This is a genomic window from Marinobacter sp. H13 (assembly GCF_059072335.1).
In genome coordinates, this window is sequence record NZ_JCACRU010000001.1 from 3404299 (window position 1) to 3420509 (window position 16211).

Below are 16211 nucleotides of genomic sequence, written 5' to 3' on the forward strand. Positions count from 1 at the left end.
GGGTCAATTACGGATCAGTGATCGACTATTGCAAATAATAATGATTCGCAATAAAGTGGAGTCCAATGGGTTTACCTTAAACGGGAGGAAAGGGAATGGCACCCGAACAGGAAATGATCGAAGGTTTGAAGCTTGCGGCAGGGGCGGGTGTGCTTATCGGCCTGGTTGCCATTGGCCTGGCGCTGTCGTCCGCTGTTGGGGCGTAAGTGCGGCGAGTCGTTCCTTGCGATGCACACCACAGGTGCCGCAGTAACCGCCTTCCGGGAGCAGGTATTTCAGGCAACACCCCTTTCGTTGGGGGATTGCCGTGGTCTGCTCACCGAACACCGCTGGAATCCAGTCGATGAACTGGTTTGCATCGTTCTGGAACTGCTCCAGCCATCCTTGCGCCAACTGGCAAAGCGCTTGCGGTTCGGCCCGATTCCACACGGCTGAGAACGGTGCCCCCAATCCAAGCCCTATACTGCTCCAGTAGGCACCAGGGCTGACTCCCAGCTGTTGCCGGAAGGCCGGGTACCACCCAGCTGTCAGAGCGCCTGCGGACCGGACAAACGTTTCTTCATCAACCCGCTCCCCGCCCGGCACCTGAAACCATCGGGATACCGTTTGTGTCTGGTCGTGCGCCGGGGCCAGGAATATTCGTTTGGCGTCCGGTAAAGGCGCGTGGCCGTCGCGGAACAGCCTGAGGGTCAGCGGCGCGATCACGTTGAGCGCCAGATCCTGCTGAAGCACAGAAACAAACGCGCGCACGGCCCGGGGCCCGGCGATTGGGTAGTCGATGGCAACCTGGCCGAGCAGTAGCGACGGTTGCTCAAGGCACTGGGCCAGAGAAAAGAGGCCGCTACACGCACCCACAGAGGGTTGCAGCGCCTCGTTTATAACCGATTCCCTGTCCAGCCCTGACTGGCTCAGAAGATGGCTGTATTCCCGGGCCCACTGGCCGAGCCCGGGCTTACGGTCAGGCTCTGCCATGGCGACTCAGCCCCCAGAGGAAATACAGGCCACCGACCAGGGCGGCCAGAAGCCCCGCCGGAAGCTGGTTGGGGTAAACAACAATTCTGGACAGGTAGTCGGCAACGCCCAGCAACAAGCCTCCGGCAAGGGCAGCAACGATCAGCTGTCGCCCTACGGTCTGCTGGCCCAGAACACGGGCCAGGTGGGGTGCGATAAGGCCCACAAAACTCAGCGGACCGATCACCACCGTCGCCGCAGCGGTCAGCAGCGCCGCCAACAGAAGCAACAGCAGACGGACTTTCGTTACCGGCAAGCCCAGTGAACTGGCCGATGTTTCACCCAGGGGAAGAATGCTCAGGGGTCGGATAATCGCCAGAAGGCCAGCCGAAATCAGCACGATCAGCGCCAAAAGCCCCAGGGCCTCGGCTTCCGAGACCAGCCAGGTGGAACCGTACATCCAGTTGAGAAGCTGCGAGGCGACCGTGCCACCGGAAGCCATGACCAGGCGAAGGCCCGCGTCCATGAACACGTATAAAGCGAGCCCGCCGAGCAGGAGCTGGTTGCCGGCAAACCGGTGTTTTCGGGCCAGCATGATCAACAAACCGAGGGCAGCTGCGGCGCCCAGGGTGGCCGCTCCAAGCTGTCCTGCCCGGCCAATATCGGCACCGAACAGAACGATCAAAACCATAACCACCGCCGCGCCGCCGCTGATACCGAGCATTTCCGGGCTGGCCATGGGGTTGCCTGTCATTCGCTGGATTAGTGTTCCTGCAAGGCCCAGGGCCACGCCCGCAAGAATGGCTGCCAGTAATCTGGGGCCGCGCCAGACCCACGCCTCGTGCCACTGGGCGATCGGAGTCCAGCTCCACTCGTCCAGCCCCGGGGACCACCCCATGGAGATACCAATGGTGCTCAGAAGGAGGGCGGCTATGGCTCCGCCAATCACAAGGGTGGAACGTCTTTTGGGCAGGAAACCGGCGGGGCTGTCGTCTTGCCCGGGCATATGATGGGTGTTCTTCAAACCCTGCAGGGCCAGCAGAATAATCGGTCCGCCGATCAGGGCGGTGGTTGTGCCGGTGGGAACCAGTGATCCGTCGCCCCAGGTGGATGCCCAGTGGGCGAGGGTATCCGCCAGTAACAGCAGACCCGCGCCCAGGAGACTGCTCCAGATCAGGCGCTCGGACAGGGTACGGGCGCCCAGCAGCCTTGCCAGCACCGGTGCCGCAAGACCGATAAAGGCCACGACACCAACCCGGCTGACCACCGTGGCACTCATCAGAACCACCAGAAACAGCGCCAGCACCCGAATCAGACCGACTTTGGCGCCGAGGGACCGGGCGGAGGTCTGCCCCAGTTGCATGACTTGCAGCGGGCGCATCAACAGGATCATTAACACGCCCAGCACCAGCACCCGGGGCCAGAGTTCCATGAACGGCTGCCAGTTATTCTGGACCAGGGAGCCCGCGCCCCAGATAAACAGGTTCCCCAGCCATTCACCCTTGAGTAACAGGAACGCCATGTTCACGGCGCCCAGGAAAAAGGTGACCACAAGTCCGGCCAGTATCACGGTGACCGGTGAAAAGCCCAGGCGCCAGGTGAGCGCGATCACCAGTCCGATTGCCAGTAACCCGCCGGAAACCGCCACCAGGTCCGGACTGAAGGCGAGCAACCCGGGAAAGAATATGGTCGCGACTGTTATCCCGAACTGGCCGCCGGCCTCCACGCCCAGGGTTGTGGGTGAGGCAAGGGGGTTGCCAAGGATCTGTTGGGTAACCGCGCCGGCGAGGCCAAGGCCACAGCCAATGAGGACGGCAATGGCGACACGGGGTGCCCAGCTGTAGTGCGCCAGTACCGACGCGTAATTGTTGGCTTCGAACGTCCAGAAGGCGGCGATGAGGGCGCCGACGTCGAGCTGGCCAAACCAGGGCGCCGCGCTCGCGAGAAACGCGCCACACCAGATCAGTGCGGCAGCCAGTGGCACCCTTGCGGGCAGGGATGGGCGACTGACCTGGTTGTTTGCAGATTCAGCGTACATTGTCTGAACCTCCAGCCAGCAGACCTTCAGCGAGCAACGTTGCCAGTCGCTTGACCGGGAAGACCCCGCCAAACGGCCAGACCGGATCAATCTGGTACACCTGATCGCGCTGAACCGGCGGCAGATAGGTCCAGAAAGGGCTGTTGGCCAGGGTGTCAGACAACCCGGGCAGGGTCGGAGAAATGATGATGATCCGGCTGTCCTGATAGGGCGAAAGAGCTTCAAGCCCGACGACCGAGAACCCCCAGTAATTCCCGGAGTGGGGCCAGGCGTTCTCAAGGCCAAGGGCGTTCAGGGCCCTCTGGAAAAGGCCGTTGGGTGCGTATACGCGAACGTGGCGGTCGTCCAGAAAGTTCACCAGCGCCACCGGTCGGTCCGTGAGGCCGGCATTCTCCAGACGATGGCGCTGAGCCTGCAGGGTCTGGTCGATGTCGTTGAGAACAGACTTTGCACGTTCTTCCCGGTTCAGCATCTCACCGAGAGTGGTAAGCATACTGCTGGCCTTCTCGAACGGTCGGGAGCCCTGCTTGTAAACGCTGACAACGTAGGTGGGCGCAATGCGCTCCAGCAGGTTGGCTGCGGGAGCCATCTCGGAGCTGGTGACGATCAGATCCGGTTTTAGCTCGGAAATAGCTTCCAGGCTCGGTGCCACCCGGGTGCCGACGTTGGCCACACCTTCGGGAAGTTCCGGTTCCCTGACCCACGCGTTATAGCCATCGCGATCAGCAACGCCGATGGGCGTGACACCCAGTAACAGCAGCGCCTCGGTGGCGGCCCAGTTCAGAGCAATCACCCGTTCCGGCGTTTTATCGAGGGTCAGGGTCCCCTGTTCGTGCTGCCAGCTTGCGGCACTGGTAAGGACCGGCACCAGGCTCAACAGCAGCGCCGCGCTGTATCGCCAGAAGCGTTCAGACCTAGTGAGCATAGGACACCCACTGTCCGGGCGCCCGTTCCATTACGCCCATGGGCACGCCATAAATGGATTCCAGGATGCCGGAGTCCATGATGTCCCTGGGGCTGCCATCGGCGACAAGCTGCCCGGATTTAAGGGCGACCAGACGGTCGCAGAACCGCGCGGCAAGATCCACATCGTGCAGCACCACGACAACCGTAAGATCCCGCTGTTCGGCGAGACGATGGACCAGGCGCAGAGTTTCAACCTGGTGTTTTACATCCAGGGCCGATATGGGTTCATCCAAAAGCAGGCACTGGGTCTGCTGGGCCAGCAGCATGGCAATCCAGGCACGCTGGCGCTCACCACCTGAGAGGGTGTCGACAGAGCGATGCTGGAACGGACCAAGCCCTGTGTCCTCAATGGCCTGGGTAATCAGTCGGTGGTCTTCCTCGTTATAACGGCCCAGAGGGCCGCGCCAGGGGTAGCGTCCCAGGGCAACCAGCTCGCGGACCGTCAAACCGTCGGTTCCCGGTGGATGCTGGGGCAAATAGCCCACGCTGCGGGCAAACTCCCGGGCGCCTGTGCTCCGGAAGGATTTCCCCAGAAGCTGTACTTCGCCAGAAGACGGTGCGAGCTGGCGGGCAAGCACCTTGAGCAGCGTGGACTTGCCGGAGCCGTTATGCCCGAGCAGGGCGGTTACCTCGCCCTCAACGAATCCGAGGTTCAGGTTTTGAAGAATTGCGGTGTCGCCAATGCGGACATTGAGACTGGAAACGTCAAAAAAAACAGGCATGCAGGCTCCCGGAATACTTAGGGCCTGCAGGATAATTTAAATGCGAATCACTATCAATATATATTGCGTTAAACGGCGGCCTGAATCTGTCCGGTCTGTACCCGCCACTGGTTGGCGTAGGCGCCATCCTGGTCCAGCAGCTCCCGGTGGGTTCCCTGTTCCAGCACTTTGCCGCCTTCAATCACCGCAATGGAGTCGGCATCAACGATCGTGGAGAGTCGATGGGCAATCATGATCACGGTCCGGTTATGGCCAATGCGCTTCAGTGACCGCTGGATGGCGGCTTCCGTTTCGTTGTCCACGGCGCTGGTGGCTTCATCAAGCACCAGGATCGGCGGATTTTTCAGCAGTGCACGGGCGAGGGACAGTCGCTGGCGCTGTCCCCCGGACAGACGAACGCCCCGTTCACCGACCGGTGTGTCCAGGCCTTCAGGGAGGGCTTCGATGAAGGACCAGGCTTCCGCGGTTTTCGCAGCGTCGGTGATCTCGGCGTCGCTGGCAGCCGGATTTCCGTAGGCCAGGTTCTCCCGAATGCTGCCCTCGAACAGATAGACATCCTGACTCACCAGCCCGATCGCGCCACGCAGAGATTGCAGGCTGAGATCCCGAATAGGCTGGCCATCGATTCGGATCTCGCCATGGCTGGGGTCGTAGAACCGCAGCAGCAACTTGATCAGAGTCGATTTGCCGGAACCGGTAGCGCCAACCAGTGCAAGCGTATTGCCGGCTGGCACGCTCAGGCTGATATCCCGGATGCCGGCACCGCTGGAGGGATAGTGAAAGCTTACTTTCTCCAGCTCAACGTCGCCTTTTACCGGTTCCTGGAGAGCCTTGCCTCCCTCGTCACGGACGTGCACGGGTTCGGCCAGCAGGTCCAGAATCCGACGGGTGCTGGCCATGGCACGTTCAAACAGGTCAATGACCTCGGCAAGCCCTGTCAGAGGCCAGAGCAGGCGCTGGGTCAGGAACACCAGTACGCCGTATGCGCCCACGTTCAGGCTGCCCTCGAGAGCCATCATGCCGCCGACTGTGAAGGTGGCCAGGAAGCCGGCGAGGATGGCCATCCGGATCACCGGAATAAACGCAGAGCTGATGCGGATGGCCCGGCGATTGGCCTCTACGTAGGCTTCGCTGCTCTCTTTGAGGCGCCTCGCCTCCCGCTGTTCAGCGGTAAAACTCTTGATGGTGGCGATGCCACCCAGGTTGTTCGCCAGCCGGCTGGATAGGTCACCCACTTTTTCACGAACATCGGCATACAGTGGCCCGGCTTTGCGCTGGAAGTAGAAGGCGCCCCAGATAATGAGGGGAATGGGCGTGAATGCCAGCAGGGCAATGAGTGGCGAGAGCACGAAGAATACGGCGCCGACGGCAACCACGGTCACCACTACCTGAATCATGGCGTTGGCGCCGCCGTCGAGGAAGCGTTCGAGCTGGTTCACGTCATCGTTCATGGTGGCCACCAGTTGCCCCGAACTGCGGGCCTCGAAGAAGCTCATGTCCAGGCGCTGGGCATGTTCGTAGGCATCCTGTCGCAGGTCCGACTGCAGCCGCTGGGCCAGGTTGCGCCAGAGAATCTGGAACAGGTACTCAAACAGGGATTCACCGGCCCAGATAAAGAAGGTGAGTACGGCCAGTATGGTGATCTGTTCCTGGGCGGTTTCAAAACCGAGGCCAGCCACAAAGCTCTCTTCCTGGTTGACGACCACATCAATGGCGACACCGATCAGGATTTCCGGGGCAATATCAAAGAGTTTGTTGATGATCGAGCAGGTGGTGGCAGCGATGATCTGTCGGCGATATCCCCGGGCGTATCTCAGCAGGCGGGCCAGGGCAGCAAAGCTGCTGGTGGTTTGGTGGCTGTGTGAGGACATACTCCGCTTCTCTCCCTTGAATCAGGCAGGCCCGCGTTGAGCCTGAAAATAATAAGGCGGGAAGGGTAGCGGATCTGCCCAGGTTTTAAAATAGAATCATTATCACCTGCGTGCGTTTCTTTGCAGCCAACGGTCAAGCTTGTCGGCAAATTCCTTGCGGTCGGTCTGGCTGAAAGGGGCGGGGCCTCCGGTGACCTGGCCGGCATTGCGCATTTCTTCCATAAAGTTGCGCATGGCAAGGCGCTGGCGAATATTTTCTTTGGTGAAAGCCTGGCCGCGGGGGTTGAAGACGTCGGCGCCTTTTTCAATGGCTTCGGCGGCCAGGGGGATGTCCTGGGTGATGACCAGGTCGCCTTTGTGCATCTGGTCCATGATTTCGTTGTCGGCCACATCGAAGCCCTGTGGGACCTGTCGGCGCTTGATGTAAGGGCTCGGGGGCAGGGTGATGGTGTGGTTGGCGATGAAGGTGGTGTCGATTTGCCAGCGGGTGGCGGCGCGGCAGATGATTTCCCGGATTGGGACGGGGCAGGCGTCGGCGTCGACCCAGATTGGCATGGTGGTTCCTTTTGTTTGCTTGGTTCTCTCGAGAGTCTACCTTTTGTTGATATGAGCCTGATAGATGTTGTCCGCGTATCTCTTCAGTAGCCTTGGAACTTGGTGCTGGAGGCATTGAGAGCCCCCTTCCAAAAACCGCTACGAGCACGTCCATGTGCGCTTGTTTCAGGCCATCCCTGGCCTTCAACATTTTTGGAAGGGGGCTCCCAATGCCTCGATCGGGCATGGTCAGTTTGTCCGCGAATCCTACAACGAGCTTGGATCTTTTCGGGAGGTAGCAACTATGCGTGGTCGATTTCTTCTAACCGTTTTTCTGTCGGTGGCTCTGTGTTTCAGCGTTTCCGCTGCCGATAACAACGAAGAAGCCTGGGACGCCCTGCGAGACGGACGGGCTGTTCTGATGCTGCGCCACGCGTTGGCGCCGGGGACTGGGGATCCGGGTAACTTTGATATTAACGATTGCAGCACGCAGCGAAATTTGAACGATACCGGCCGGGAGCAGGCTCGGGCGTGGAAGCCGTTTCTGGCGGACCATGGTATTACCGAGGCGCGGGTGTTCAGCAGTCAGTGGTGTCGCTGTATGGATACCGCTACCGGAATGGACATGGGTGAAGTGACCGAGTGGCCGTCGCTGAATTCGTTTTTCCGGAATCGTGGTGACGGGCCGACTCAGACGCGGCAGACGATTACTCTGGTCAATCAGTTGGAGGAAGGTGCGCCGGTGATCATGGTATCGCACCAGGTGAATGTCACGGCTCTGGCCGATATTTTCCCATCGTCCAATGAGGGAGTGATCATTGCCTTGCCTCTTTCCGAGACGCCAACGGTTCTGGCGAGGGTGTCGCCCGGGCGTTGATGGTATAATCCTGCGCCCATTCAATTAACAGGAAATGATAATGTCGCAGCTTCCGCCATGCCCCCAGTGCAGTTCTGAATACACCTATGAGGACGGCGTTCAACTGGTATGCCCAGAGTGCGGGCATGAGTGGTCTGAGGCGGAGGCTGCGGCAGCTGACGCCGCGAAGGTGGTTCGCGACGCCAACGGCAATGAGCTTCAGGATGGTGATTCGGTGACTGTTATCAAGGATCTGAAGGTCAAGGGCTCCAGTTCCGTTGTCAAAGTTGGCACCAAGGTGAAGAGTATCCGCCTGGTTGAAGGCGACCACGATATCGACTGCAAGATCGACGGTATTGGTGCCATGAAACTGAAGTCCGAGTTCGTCAAGAAAGCCTGACTTTTACCCCGTTGTTGCACTCTGGATCTGTTGTTCCAGTTCCCTCGCAAGACCCGGGTCGAGTTGCAGGGCGCTGGCCAGTTGATCCAGCCATGCTCGTTCCATGGGGTTCTGGTCATCAATCATGACTGCGCTGACGATGTAGATTTCCCGGCTTGCCTGTGGCGAGTCGGCATTGCGGGCCAGGGCAGATGCATCCAGCGGAGCGTCGAATTGCTGTTGGATCCAGGCGTGGAGTTCGTCGTCCGGCCCCAGTTTTTCGATCTCCTGGGTGAGAAGGGCGCGCTCGTTGGCGTCGATGTGGCCGTCGGCACGGGCCGCCATGATCATGGCCTGGAGTATTTCCAGCCCCCTTTGTTCCTGTTCCTGTCCTTGCAGTTGCTCCAGTGGCTGGCCCTGTTGTGCCAGTGCTGGCTGGGAGGAGGCCTGATTGTTGGTCTGGTAGTTCTGGTACGCTTTCCACGCCAACACACCCACGCCGGCAAGGGCGCCGTATTTCAGGGCCTTGCCGCCCATCTTCCGGCCCCGTTTTGATCCCAGCATCATACCCAGGGCTCCGCCGCCCAGCAGGCTTTTCACGTCGATGCCTGAACCGGAACCCTGGCCGCCCTTGAATTGGCTGCCAAGGCTGTTCACCATTTTGTTGACATCCATGCCTCCGCCCTGGGACTGACCGCCCTGGGCCTGTTTCATTACCTGGTTCAGTACAGACATCACGTTCATACACACACTCCTGCCATATCGATTGCCGTTCAGATTTTTAGAATATACCACCCGTTGTCTTCGTTATTGGTGGGGCCGGGATTACTCTGTTGTCATGAATCGAAGCATTTAGTTCCATGGGAAATAACAACCTATAAATTAAAGGGAATAGTAATGAAGTTCGCAGTCTCTCCCGTATACTGATGCGAGGCTGTCATCCAATCTCCTGAATTCCTAGAACTGCTTTTGGCGATTCTCAAACGCAATCTTTGGACACTTTTCGCTCTCATCCTCCTTGGTGGTCTGGCGCTTCTCTGTACGGTGTTGTTCTTCCGGTGGCAGGGACTGATTTCGGACGAAAAGCTCTACCAGAAGGCCCGTGTTGAGCTGGTCGCTCAGTCCGTTGACAGTATCCTGCGAACGCAGGAGCTTGTTCTTGATGTTATTGGCCGCGAATTGTTGAATCAGAACAATATGTTATCCGGCGGTCGTCAGATTCCATTTCTCGACAGCATCCTTGCAGCCAACCCGGTGCTTGTGGGGTTCGGGCTGGCAAGACCCGACGGCACGCTGGTACGTGTCAGCACCAACCTTGATCTATCGAGCCTTCCGAATCTCAGAAGCGATCCCGAAACCCGTGGGAGTTTCCTGCGGGCTCTGTCTTCCGAAGCGATGGTGCTGGGGCGGACCTATTTCGTAGACGCCCTAGGCGCTTGGGTGATTCCCATCCGAAAAGCAATCCGGTCCGAGACCGGCGAAGTGATTGCCGTCATGACAGCCGGCATGCGGCTTGATGGCAATAACTCCGTTTTTGGCAAAACTCTGCACGACGGCGCCTTTGACTCGGTGATGCTATTCCGTGAGTCAGACGGCTATGTCCAGTTCATGTCAGCTGACGGGATTGGCCCACAGCAGTACTCGCGTATTCAGTTGCCGATCGATCAGAGGGACAAAAACCGTTCAGTTTATGAAAAAGAGCTCGGCCTAAGCATGGAGGAGGTCATGCAGGGAAGCGAGTCGGTGGTTGTCCGAACCAGGCGCCGGGGTGAGGACTATCTTACTGCCGCTGTCTTCAACAAGCGCTATGAGCTTTGGGCGGTGTCAGAAACCCGGTTTGCCCCGCTATACCGGGAGTTTCTCGAATCCCTGATGCAATACCTCCTCGTGTTCGTGGTGGTCGGAATGGTTTTCTATAAAGGATTCCGGATCATTGATAATGCCGAGAAAAAACGGCGACAGGAACTTTCCTATCTTTCGATGCACGATGATCTGACCGGTCTGTTGAATCGCAATGGATTGCTGGGCCGACTCGAAGATCTCTTGCCAGACAAGAAGCCTTTCTGTCTCGTGGTCCTCAATATAGACAACTTCAAGGGCATCAATGATCGATTTGGGCTGGAAACCGGAGATCAAACCCTTCTGGAGTTCAGTCGGCGACTGACCGAGCTTGTTGAAAGCAGGGATGATCTCGCCCGCCTTGGCGGCGATGAGTTCGCCATTGTGACCCCAAAAACCAACCTTGAGGACGTTGAACAAGGCTGTGTAGCGCTGGCGGGCGACCTGTCCCGTTCGTTTGAGGTGGGTCGATTGAAGTTGCAAGTGACGGCGAGCATTGGGGTGGCGAGCTTTCCGGACCATGGTGATTCTCTCAGCAAAGTCATACGAAGTGCCCACCTTGCGCTTTATGAGGCAAAACAGAGCCGGAACGATGTCTGCACGTACCGGACCGAGATGGAAATGGCCTATCTTCGAAGGCTTTCGGTTGAGCAGCGTCTCAGATACGGCCTCGCATCCGGCTCCCTGTATATGGTGTATCAGCCTCAGGTGGATGAGACGCAAAAAACGGTAGGCGTGGAAGCACTCGTGCGCTGGCAGGACGAAGAACTCGGATTTGTTTCGCCGGCGGAGTTTGTAGAGGTTGCCGAGAAAAGTGGTCTGATGGTTCCTCTCGGGCGGTTTGTTGTCGAAACCAGTATTCGGGAATACAGTCTGCTTCGCAAAGTCATCGGCCGGTCTATAGACCTGGCGATCAATATCTCGGTTATCCAGTTTCGCCAGCCGGATTTTGTCGACACAGTGCTTGAGGCTCTGGAGGCGCATGATGTGTCACCCGGTGATCTGGTCCTCGAGATCACCGAGAGCCTGTTCATGACTGACTTTGACAAGGTGCTGAAAACAATCGAACGATTGCGTGAACACGGGATTCGAATCTCGATGGATGATTTCGGTACCGGCTACTCCTCGTTAAGCCTTTTGCGCAAGCTGCCACTTGATGAATTGAAAATCGACAAGAGCTTTGTTGACACCATTCTGGAAGACGAGAAAGCGGCGAACATGATTCGCAGTATCATCGCTATCGCACAGAGCCATAACATGGAACTTGTAGCAGAGGGTGTTGAAGAAGAGGCTCAGGCCCGGGCCCTGACTGAAATGGGCTGTCGCCGTTTTCAGGGTTATTACTTCAGTCGGCCACAAGCCCTGGAGAGCTTTAAAGCGGATCCGGCTCTGACTGTCGGTGGCTGAGCCCATCTGCGACCATTCGTCGCACTGAAAAGCTTGGCTCCGCGGTAACGTCTTTCTATCCTTTAACCCTACATCATCGACAAGGAATACTGGACATGAAGTACTGCCTGAGCGTATTTGTGCTGGCATTGGCCCTGGTTGCCCCGACGACTCTAGCCCATGATTACAGCCAGGGTCCCGTCAAGGTCGATCATCCCTGGAGCAGGCCTACACCGCCAGGTACCCCCATGGGGGTGGGGTATATGAGTATCTCCAACAATGGCAGCAGTGATATCACTCTGGTCGGAGCCGTAACCCCCAGGGCAGGCAGCGTATCGATTCACGAGACCAGTATGCACGATAGTGTGATGCGAATGACGCCGGTCAGAGGCGGGCTTCCAATTCCTGCCGGAACTACCGTGGAGTTGAAGCCCCACAGCTTCCACCTGATGCTGGAAAAACTGAAAAGCCCGTTGCGCGAGGGTGAGAGCATTCCGCTGACCCTGAGCTTTGAGGGCGCGGAAGAAATGCAGGTTGACCTTGCGGTCGAGTCTCTTGATGGTCGGGCCGACAAAACCGAGACTATGGACCACTCAGGCCATGGTATGGACCATAGCGGGCATTGATGCCTCGTTGCGCGGGCAACAGCCGTCTAGTTTTCCCGGTCTTCGGCGCTTTCCTCCGCCTCGACTTCGGCTTTCCGCGCCTGTATCTTCCGCATCTTTTCATCGGAGATCGGGAATTTGTTCGCACTGTCCCGCAGCATCAGAAGGCTGCCAACTACCAGAGCGATAGCGAGTAAAAGGAATACCCAGCCGATAAGTGGCATAAACCTGTCTCCCTGGATGGTGGCTTTCCTTAATAGTGGACCAGACAACTGCTTACCACAACCGCTACTCATAGATTCATCGGATCGAGCCTGTAATAGCCCTGCAGGGCTTTGTAGACCTCTGGTTGCTCGTGCTTGAGGTGACCGGGCTGCTGGAAAAACGCCTCAGTCAGCACGGCAAAAAATTCCGCCGGTTCGGTTGCGCCGTAGGGATCAAGCCACGGTTTATGGTGGTGCTGCAGAGAATGCCTGAGATCCTCATAGGCCGTGGTCATTGAACTTTGCCAGTGCCTGGCCTGTTCTCCGCCCAGGGGCGGCGCCCCGTCCGCGGTGCCGTCGAGATAATCCAGCTGGTGAGCAAACTCATGAAGCATCACGTTGTGACTGCTGTTCGGGTTCATGGCCGCCTCTTCACATTCTTTCCAGGCCAGCACCACCTGGCCCCGGCTGGAAGCCTCGCCGGCCCGGATTTCATTACTCTCGCTGACAACCATTCCGTCGCTTTCAATGTCTCTGACATGGTAGGCATCGGGATAGACCAGAATGCTGCTTACCTCATCAAAATCCGAATACGGGCGGGCAAGAATCAGCACACAGGCATGCCCGGCGATAGTGACCCGCACGGCGTCATCCACGTCAAAGCCGTCACAGCCATAAAATTCTTTCTCGGAAAGAAACAGTTGCACCCGCTGCTCCAGTGCCTGCTTCAGCGGCTCGGAAAGTTTTCGGTAAAGGGGCACGCTGGACTCAAGGTGTCGTCTCCAGAGGTCTGGAAAGGGGACTCTCAGTTCCCGTTCTCTTCGCCAGGTGCGGTAAAAGAAGAGGTAGAAAACGGTGGCCGCGATCAGGGTCACTGCAAAGACTGCGAAAACAAGTGCTGCCGACATGCTGCTCCCAGCGACCGTTGATTGAATTACCCCTTATCTTACAGAAAAATGGCATCTGCAAGCAGGCAGGTTCCGTATTGCTGGTTGTTCTTGATAGCAGGGGATGTGAAGCTGCATGAACTTTACCCATCGTCGAGGAGGCTGATATGTCAGAGAATTCCGTTGTAGTGATTACCGGTGCAAACCGTGGCATTGGTCTGGAGCTTGCCCGGCTGTACGCGGGCCGTGGCTGTTCGGTCATCGGTGTGTGTCGGGAGGCCTCGCCGGAGCTGGAAGAGGTTGACAAGCGGATTATCGAGAGCGTCGACGTGACGACTGATGAGGGCGTGGCCAAGCTCGTGGCTGGTCTTGAGGGCGAGCGCATCGATCTGTTGATCAACAATGCCGGTCTGCTGCAGGACGAAAAGTTGGGCAGTATTGATTTCGATTCCATCCGCACCCAGATGGAGATCAATGCCTATGCTCCCCTGAGAGTGGCTGAAGCCCTGTTCGAAAAAATCCCCTCTGGTGGGAAAATCGCCAACATTACCAGCCGGATGGGCTCTATCGCTGACAATGACTCCGGCGGCCGCTATGGGTACCGTGCGTCCAAGGCCGCGCTCAATGCCTTTGGCAAGTCCCTGGCGATGGATCTGAAGCCCCGCGGCATTGCTGTGGCACAGCTACATCCCGGCTATGTCCAAACCCGCATGGTGAATTTTGGCGGGTTGATCACTCCGGAGGAATCGGCAAAAGGGCTGGCGGAGCGCATTGATGGCCTGACTCTGGAGAATACCGGGTCGTTCTGGCATAGCAACGGCGAAGAGTTGCCTTGGTAACCCTGAAATCATTTTCATTTGTTTGCATTGGAGAGAGGCAGAATTCCGATTTAACGAGTATTCTTGTTACCTAAAAAAGGAATCCTGCGGTCAATGAAAAGTGCGACTACTCCAATGAATTATGAGCCTGAGCGGGATCGCAGGCCCCAGTTCTGGCGTCTGGCCATGCGGTGTGCCCAGATTGCCGGAACTGTGGATGTCATCTTTTTCTTTCTTTTCCATGCCTTGGGGTCGCCGATTCTGGCGTGGGTTAATGTGGTCAGCGTGGCCATGTACGCCGGGGCCTATTACGCACTCAAACACCACAGGAACAGGATTGCGGTCGTACTCATCTGGGCCGAAGTGCTTGGCCATGCCGGCCTTGGCATCGTTCTGATTGGATGGGAGAGCGGTTTCCATTATTACCTGTTGATGTTCATACCGGCGATTTGTGTGTCCGCATCACGGAAATGGGCCATCTATGCGTTGTTGGCCCTGTGGGGTTACTACACCGCCCTTGATGTCCTGATGTGGTACATCGAGCCGTTACAGCCGATTCATCAAACGGCTCTGCATATCGTCCATCTGTTTAACCTGAGCGTGGTCTTCGCCATGTTCAGTTACCTGTCTTCCTATTACCTGAGAATGGTGGTCACAGCCCAGCGCAAGCTCCGGGAAATGGCAACAACGGATTCACTGACCGGGCTTTTCAATCGCCGGCACATGACCTATCTGGCTGAAAAAGAATTGGCCCGGTTCAGCCGTAGCGGTCACCCGGTTGGCTTTCTCCTGCTGGATGTCGATCATTTCAAATCAATCAACGACGCCTATGGCCACGAAACCGGCGACCGGGTGTTGGGTTTTGTTGCCGATGTGATTCGTGAGGAACTGCGGGCTCAGGACCTGATCGGTAGATGGGGCGGAGAGGAGTTCCTGGCCATTCTCCCTGATACGGATTCCGGCAAAGCGCAGGCAAGCGCGGAGCGGATACGAAATGCGTTTTTGGCAAGGGACTGGAGCGCGATTACTGGCGGTGATGCCGATGTTACGATCAGTATCGGTGTGAGCGAACTGCGGGCTGGCGAAGACCTGAGTGCGGCTGTCAGCCGGGCTGATGAAGCGCTTTACCGGGGTAAAACCGGCGGCCGGAATAGGGTCGAGCTGGAAACCATTTGACGAGATAAAGGGGTAGTTTTGATGGGTCTTGCGATTGCACTGCACGTTCTGTCTGCGGTTATTTGGGTTGGCGGTATGTTCTTCGCCTACATGGCGATGCGTCCGGCGGTGGTTGAGGTGGTGGAGGCCTCCCAGCGGGGCGTTCTCTGGTCCAGGACGCTTGAACGGTTCTTTCGCTGGGTTTGGCTCTCAGTTGTGTTGCTACTGGTCACCGGTTACTGGATGATTTTCAGTGTGTTTGGCGGTATGGCGGGTGCTGGCTGGCATATTCATGCCATGCAGGCGCTCGGCCTGGTGATGATGCTGCTCTACTTCCATGTTTACTTTGCGCCCTTCCGGCGGCTCAAGCAGGCGGTTGCAGCCAAGGATCCGCAGGCTGGCGGTGTTCAGGTAGGCAAGATTCGCCGGCTCGTCGGTATCAATCTGATCCTCGGCCTGATTGTAGTCGCCATAGGGTCGGGCGGTCGGTACCTGTAACCGGCTGGGCGATCGGGGATCGATACCATGTCTGATATTCGCAAAAGAGCCATTGCCGGCCTGAAAGCGGGGGATTCCTTTACCCTGGCGCGAACGTTCACCGAGGATGAGACCCTGTCCTTTGGCGAGATCAGCCGCGATCAGAACCCGGTGCACTACAGCGACGAGTTCGCGCAAGCCAAGAACCTGCAGGGCAAGATCTGCCATGGCCTGCTGGTTGGTGGAATGATCACGGAAGTAGGCGGGCAGATAGGCTGGCTGGCGTCCGGCATGAATTTTCGATTCCGCCGGCCGGTGTATTTTGGCGATACCATCACCTGTGTGTTCACCATCACCGAGGTGGATGAGCGTAACCGGGCCCGGGCCGAAGCGATACTCTCGAATCAGCACGGTGAACCGGTGATCGAAGCCTGGTTAACGGGTGTTCTGCCCGGGCCCAGGGAACAGGAGGTGTTGTCGGCAATGGTCAGCGAACAGAAAACGACGCCTGCCAGCTGATCAGC

General features: G+C 57.8%; 17 protein-coding genes. 8 read left to right on the forward strand and 9 right to left on the reverse strand.

Going from position 1 to position 16211, the window contains the following annotated elements:
• Nucleotides 1-153 precede the first annotated feature (153 nt).
• The 6 genes from AC5JQH_RS15835 to AC5JQH_RS15860 form a co-directional block, all read right to left on the reverse strand.
• Entirely contained in the window at nucleotides 154-972 is an 819-nt protein-coding gene (locus AC5JQH_RS15835) for a (2Fe-2S)-binding protein (RefSeq protein ID WP_008176072.1), read from the reverse strand.
• A complete protein-coding gene (gene fhuB, locus AC5JQH_RS15840) occupies nucleotides 959-2989 on the reverse strand; it encodes a Fe(3+)-hydroxamate ABC transporter permease FhuB (protein WP_092030239.1) in 2031 nt (676 codons plus the stop codon). The genes AC5JQH_RS15835 and fhuB overlap by 14 nt, the downstream gene beginning before the upstream one ends.
• The gene (locus tag AC5JQH_RS15845) at nucleotides 2979-3914 is read right to left on the reverse strand and encodes an ABC transporter substrate-binding protein (RefSeq protein ID WP_491713184.1); all 936 of its coding nucleotides are present in this window, start codon (nucleotides 3912-3914) and stop codon (nucleotides 2979-2981) included. The genes fhuB and AC5JQH_RS15845 overlap by 11 nt, the downstream gene beginning before the upstream one ends.
• A complete protein-coding gene (locus AC5JQH_RS15850; RefSeq protein WP_491713183.1) occupies nucleotides 3904-4677 on the reverse strand; it encodes an ABC transporter ATP-binding protein in 774 nt (257 codons plus the stop codon). The genes AC5JQH_RS15845 and AC5JQH_RS15850 overlap by 11 nt, the downstream gene beginning before the upstream one ends.
• Nucleotides 4678-4745: 68 nt before the next feature.
• Nucleotides 4746-6548 carry an ABC transporter ATP-binding protein gene (locus tag AC5JQH_RS15855; protein ID WP_491713182.1) on the reverse strand — a complete coding sequence of 601 codons (1803 nt, stop codon included), beginning with the start codon at nucleotides 6546-6548 and terminating at the stop codon, nucleotides 4746-4748.
• Between the two features lie 102 nt (nucleotides 6549-6650).
• Nucleotides 6651-7103, reverse strand: coding sequence for a YaiI/YqxD family protein (locus AC5JQH_RS15860; protein WP_008176059.1), 453 nt, complete (start codon nucleotides 7101-7103; stop codon nucleotides 6651-6653).
• A 283-nt stretch (nucleotides 7104-7386) separates the two neighbouring features.
• On the opposite strand from AC5JQH_RS15860, the gene AC5JQH_RS15865 reads away from it, so the two are divergent.
• Both AC5JQH_RS15865 and AC5JQH_RS15870 read left to right on the forward strand, forming a co-directional pair.
• Entirely contained in the window at nucleotides 7387-7959 is a 573-nt protein-coding gene (locus AC5JQH_RS15865) for a histidine phosphatase family protein (protein ID WP_493805746.1), read from the forward strand.
• 40 nt (nucleotides 7960-7999) lie between these two features.
• Nucleotides 8000-8338, forward strand: coding sequence for a zinc ribbon domain-containing protein YjdM (locus AC5JQH_RS15870; RefSeq protein ID WP_008176055.1), 339 nt, complete (start codon nucleotides 8000-8002; stop codon nucleotides 8336-8338).
• A gap of 3 nt (nucleotides 8339-8341) precedes the next feature.
• Here the strand turns inward: AC5JQH_RS15870 and AC5JQH_RS15875 are convergent, their stop codons facing one another.
• Nucleotides 8342-9061 carry a tellurite resistance TerB family protein gene (locus AC5JQH_RS15875; RefSeq protein WP_008176052.1) on the reverse strand — a complete coding sequence of 240 codons (720 nt, stop codon included), beginning with the start codon at nucleotides 9059-9061 and terminating at the stop codon, nucleotides 8342-8344.
• 225 nt (nucleotides 9062-9286) lie between these two features.
• Here AC5JQH_RS15875 and AC5JQH_RS15880 point away from each other — a divergent pair, with 225 nt between their 5' ends.
• Both AC5JQH_RS15880 and AC5JQH_RS15885 read left to right on the forward strand, forming a co-directional pair.
• Nucleotides 9287-11563 (forward strand): putative bifunctional diguanylate cyclase/phosphodiesterase, encoded by a 2277-nt coding sequence (locus AC5JQH_RS15880; RefSeq protein WP_491713180.1) that lies wholly within the window; start codon nucleotides 9287-9289, stop codon nucleotides 11561-11563.
• A 95-nt stretch (nucleotides 11564-11658) separates the two neighbouring features.
• Nucleotides 11659-12168: a copper chaperone PCu(A)C gene (locus AC5JQH_RS15885; protein WP_491713179.1), complete on the forward strand. Its 510-nt coding sequence runs from the start codon at nucleotides 11659-11661 to the stop codon at nucleotides 12166-12168.
• A gap of 26 nt (nucleotides 12169-12194) precedes the next feature.
• Here the strand turns inward: AC5JQH_RS15885 and AC5JQH_RS15890 are convergent, their stop codons facing one another.
• Together AC5JQH_RS15890 and AC5JQH_RS15895 are read right to left on the reverse strand one after the other, a co-directional pair.
• Entirely contained in the window at nucleotides 12195-12371 is a 177-nt protein-coding gene (locus tag AC5JQH_RS15890) for a DUF2897 family protein (protein WP_491713178.1), read from the reverse strand.
• Nucleotides 12372-12439: 68 nt separating this feature from the next.
• A complete protein-coding gene (locus AC5JQH_RS15895) occupies nucleotides 12440-13258 on the reverse strand; it encodes a M90 family metallopeptidase (RefSeq protein WP_008176043.1) in 819 nt (272 codons plus the stop codon).
• A 146-nt stretch (nucleotides 13259-13404) separates the two neighbouring features.
• Between AC5JQH_RS15895 and AC5JQH_RS15900 the strand changes: the two genes are divergently transcribed.
• The 4 genes from AC5JQH_RS15900 to AC5JQH_RS15915 all read left to right on the forward strand — a co-directional run bounded on the left by AC5JQH_RS15900 (nucleotide 13405) and on the right by AC5JQH_RS15915 (nucleotide 16206).
• Complete coding sequence (locus tag AC5JQH_RS15900) at nucleotides 13405-14076, forward strand: SDR family oxidoreductase (protein ID WP_491713177.1); 672 nt, start codon at nucleotides 13405-13407, stop codon at nucleotides 14074-14076.
• Nucleotides 14077-14169: 93 nt separating this feature from the next.
• On the forward strand, nucleotides 14170-15231 hold the full coding sequence (locus AC5JQH_RS15905; protein WP_008176038.1) for a GGDEF domain-containing protein: 1062 nt from the start codon (nucleotides 14170-14172) through the stop codon (nucleotides 15229-15231).
• A gap of 21 nt (nucleotides 15232-15252) precedes the next feature.
• Nucleotides 15253-15708, forward strand: a complete 456-nt coding sequence (locus AC5JQH_RS15910; protein ID WP_008176036.1) for a CopD family protein — start codon at nucleotides 15253-15255, stop codon at nucleotides 15706-15708.
• A 27-nt stretch (nucleotides 15709-15735) separates the two neighbouring features.
• A complete protein-coding gene (locus tag AC5JQH_RS15915; RefSeq protein ID WP_008176034.1) occupies nucleotides 15736-16206 on the forward strand; it encodes a MaoC family dehydratase in 471 nt (156 codons plus the stop codon).
• Nucleotides 16207-16211 lie beyond the last annotated feature (5 nt).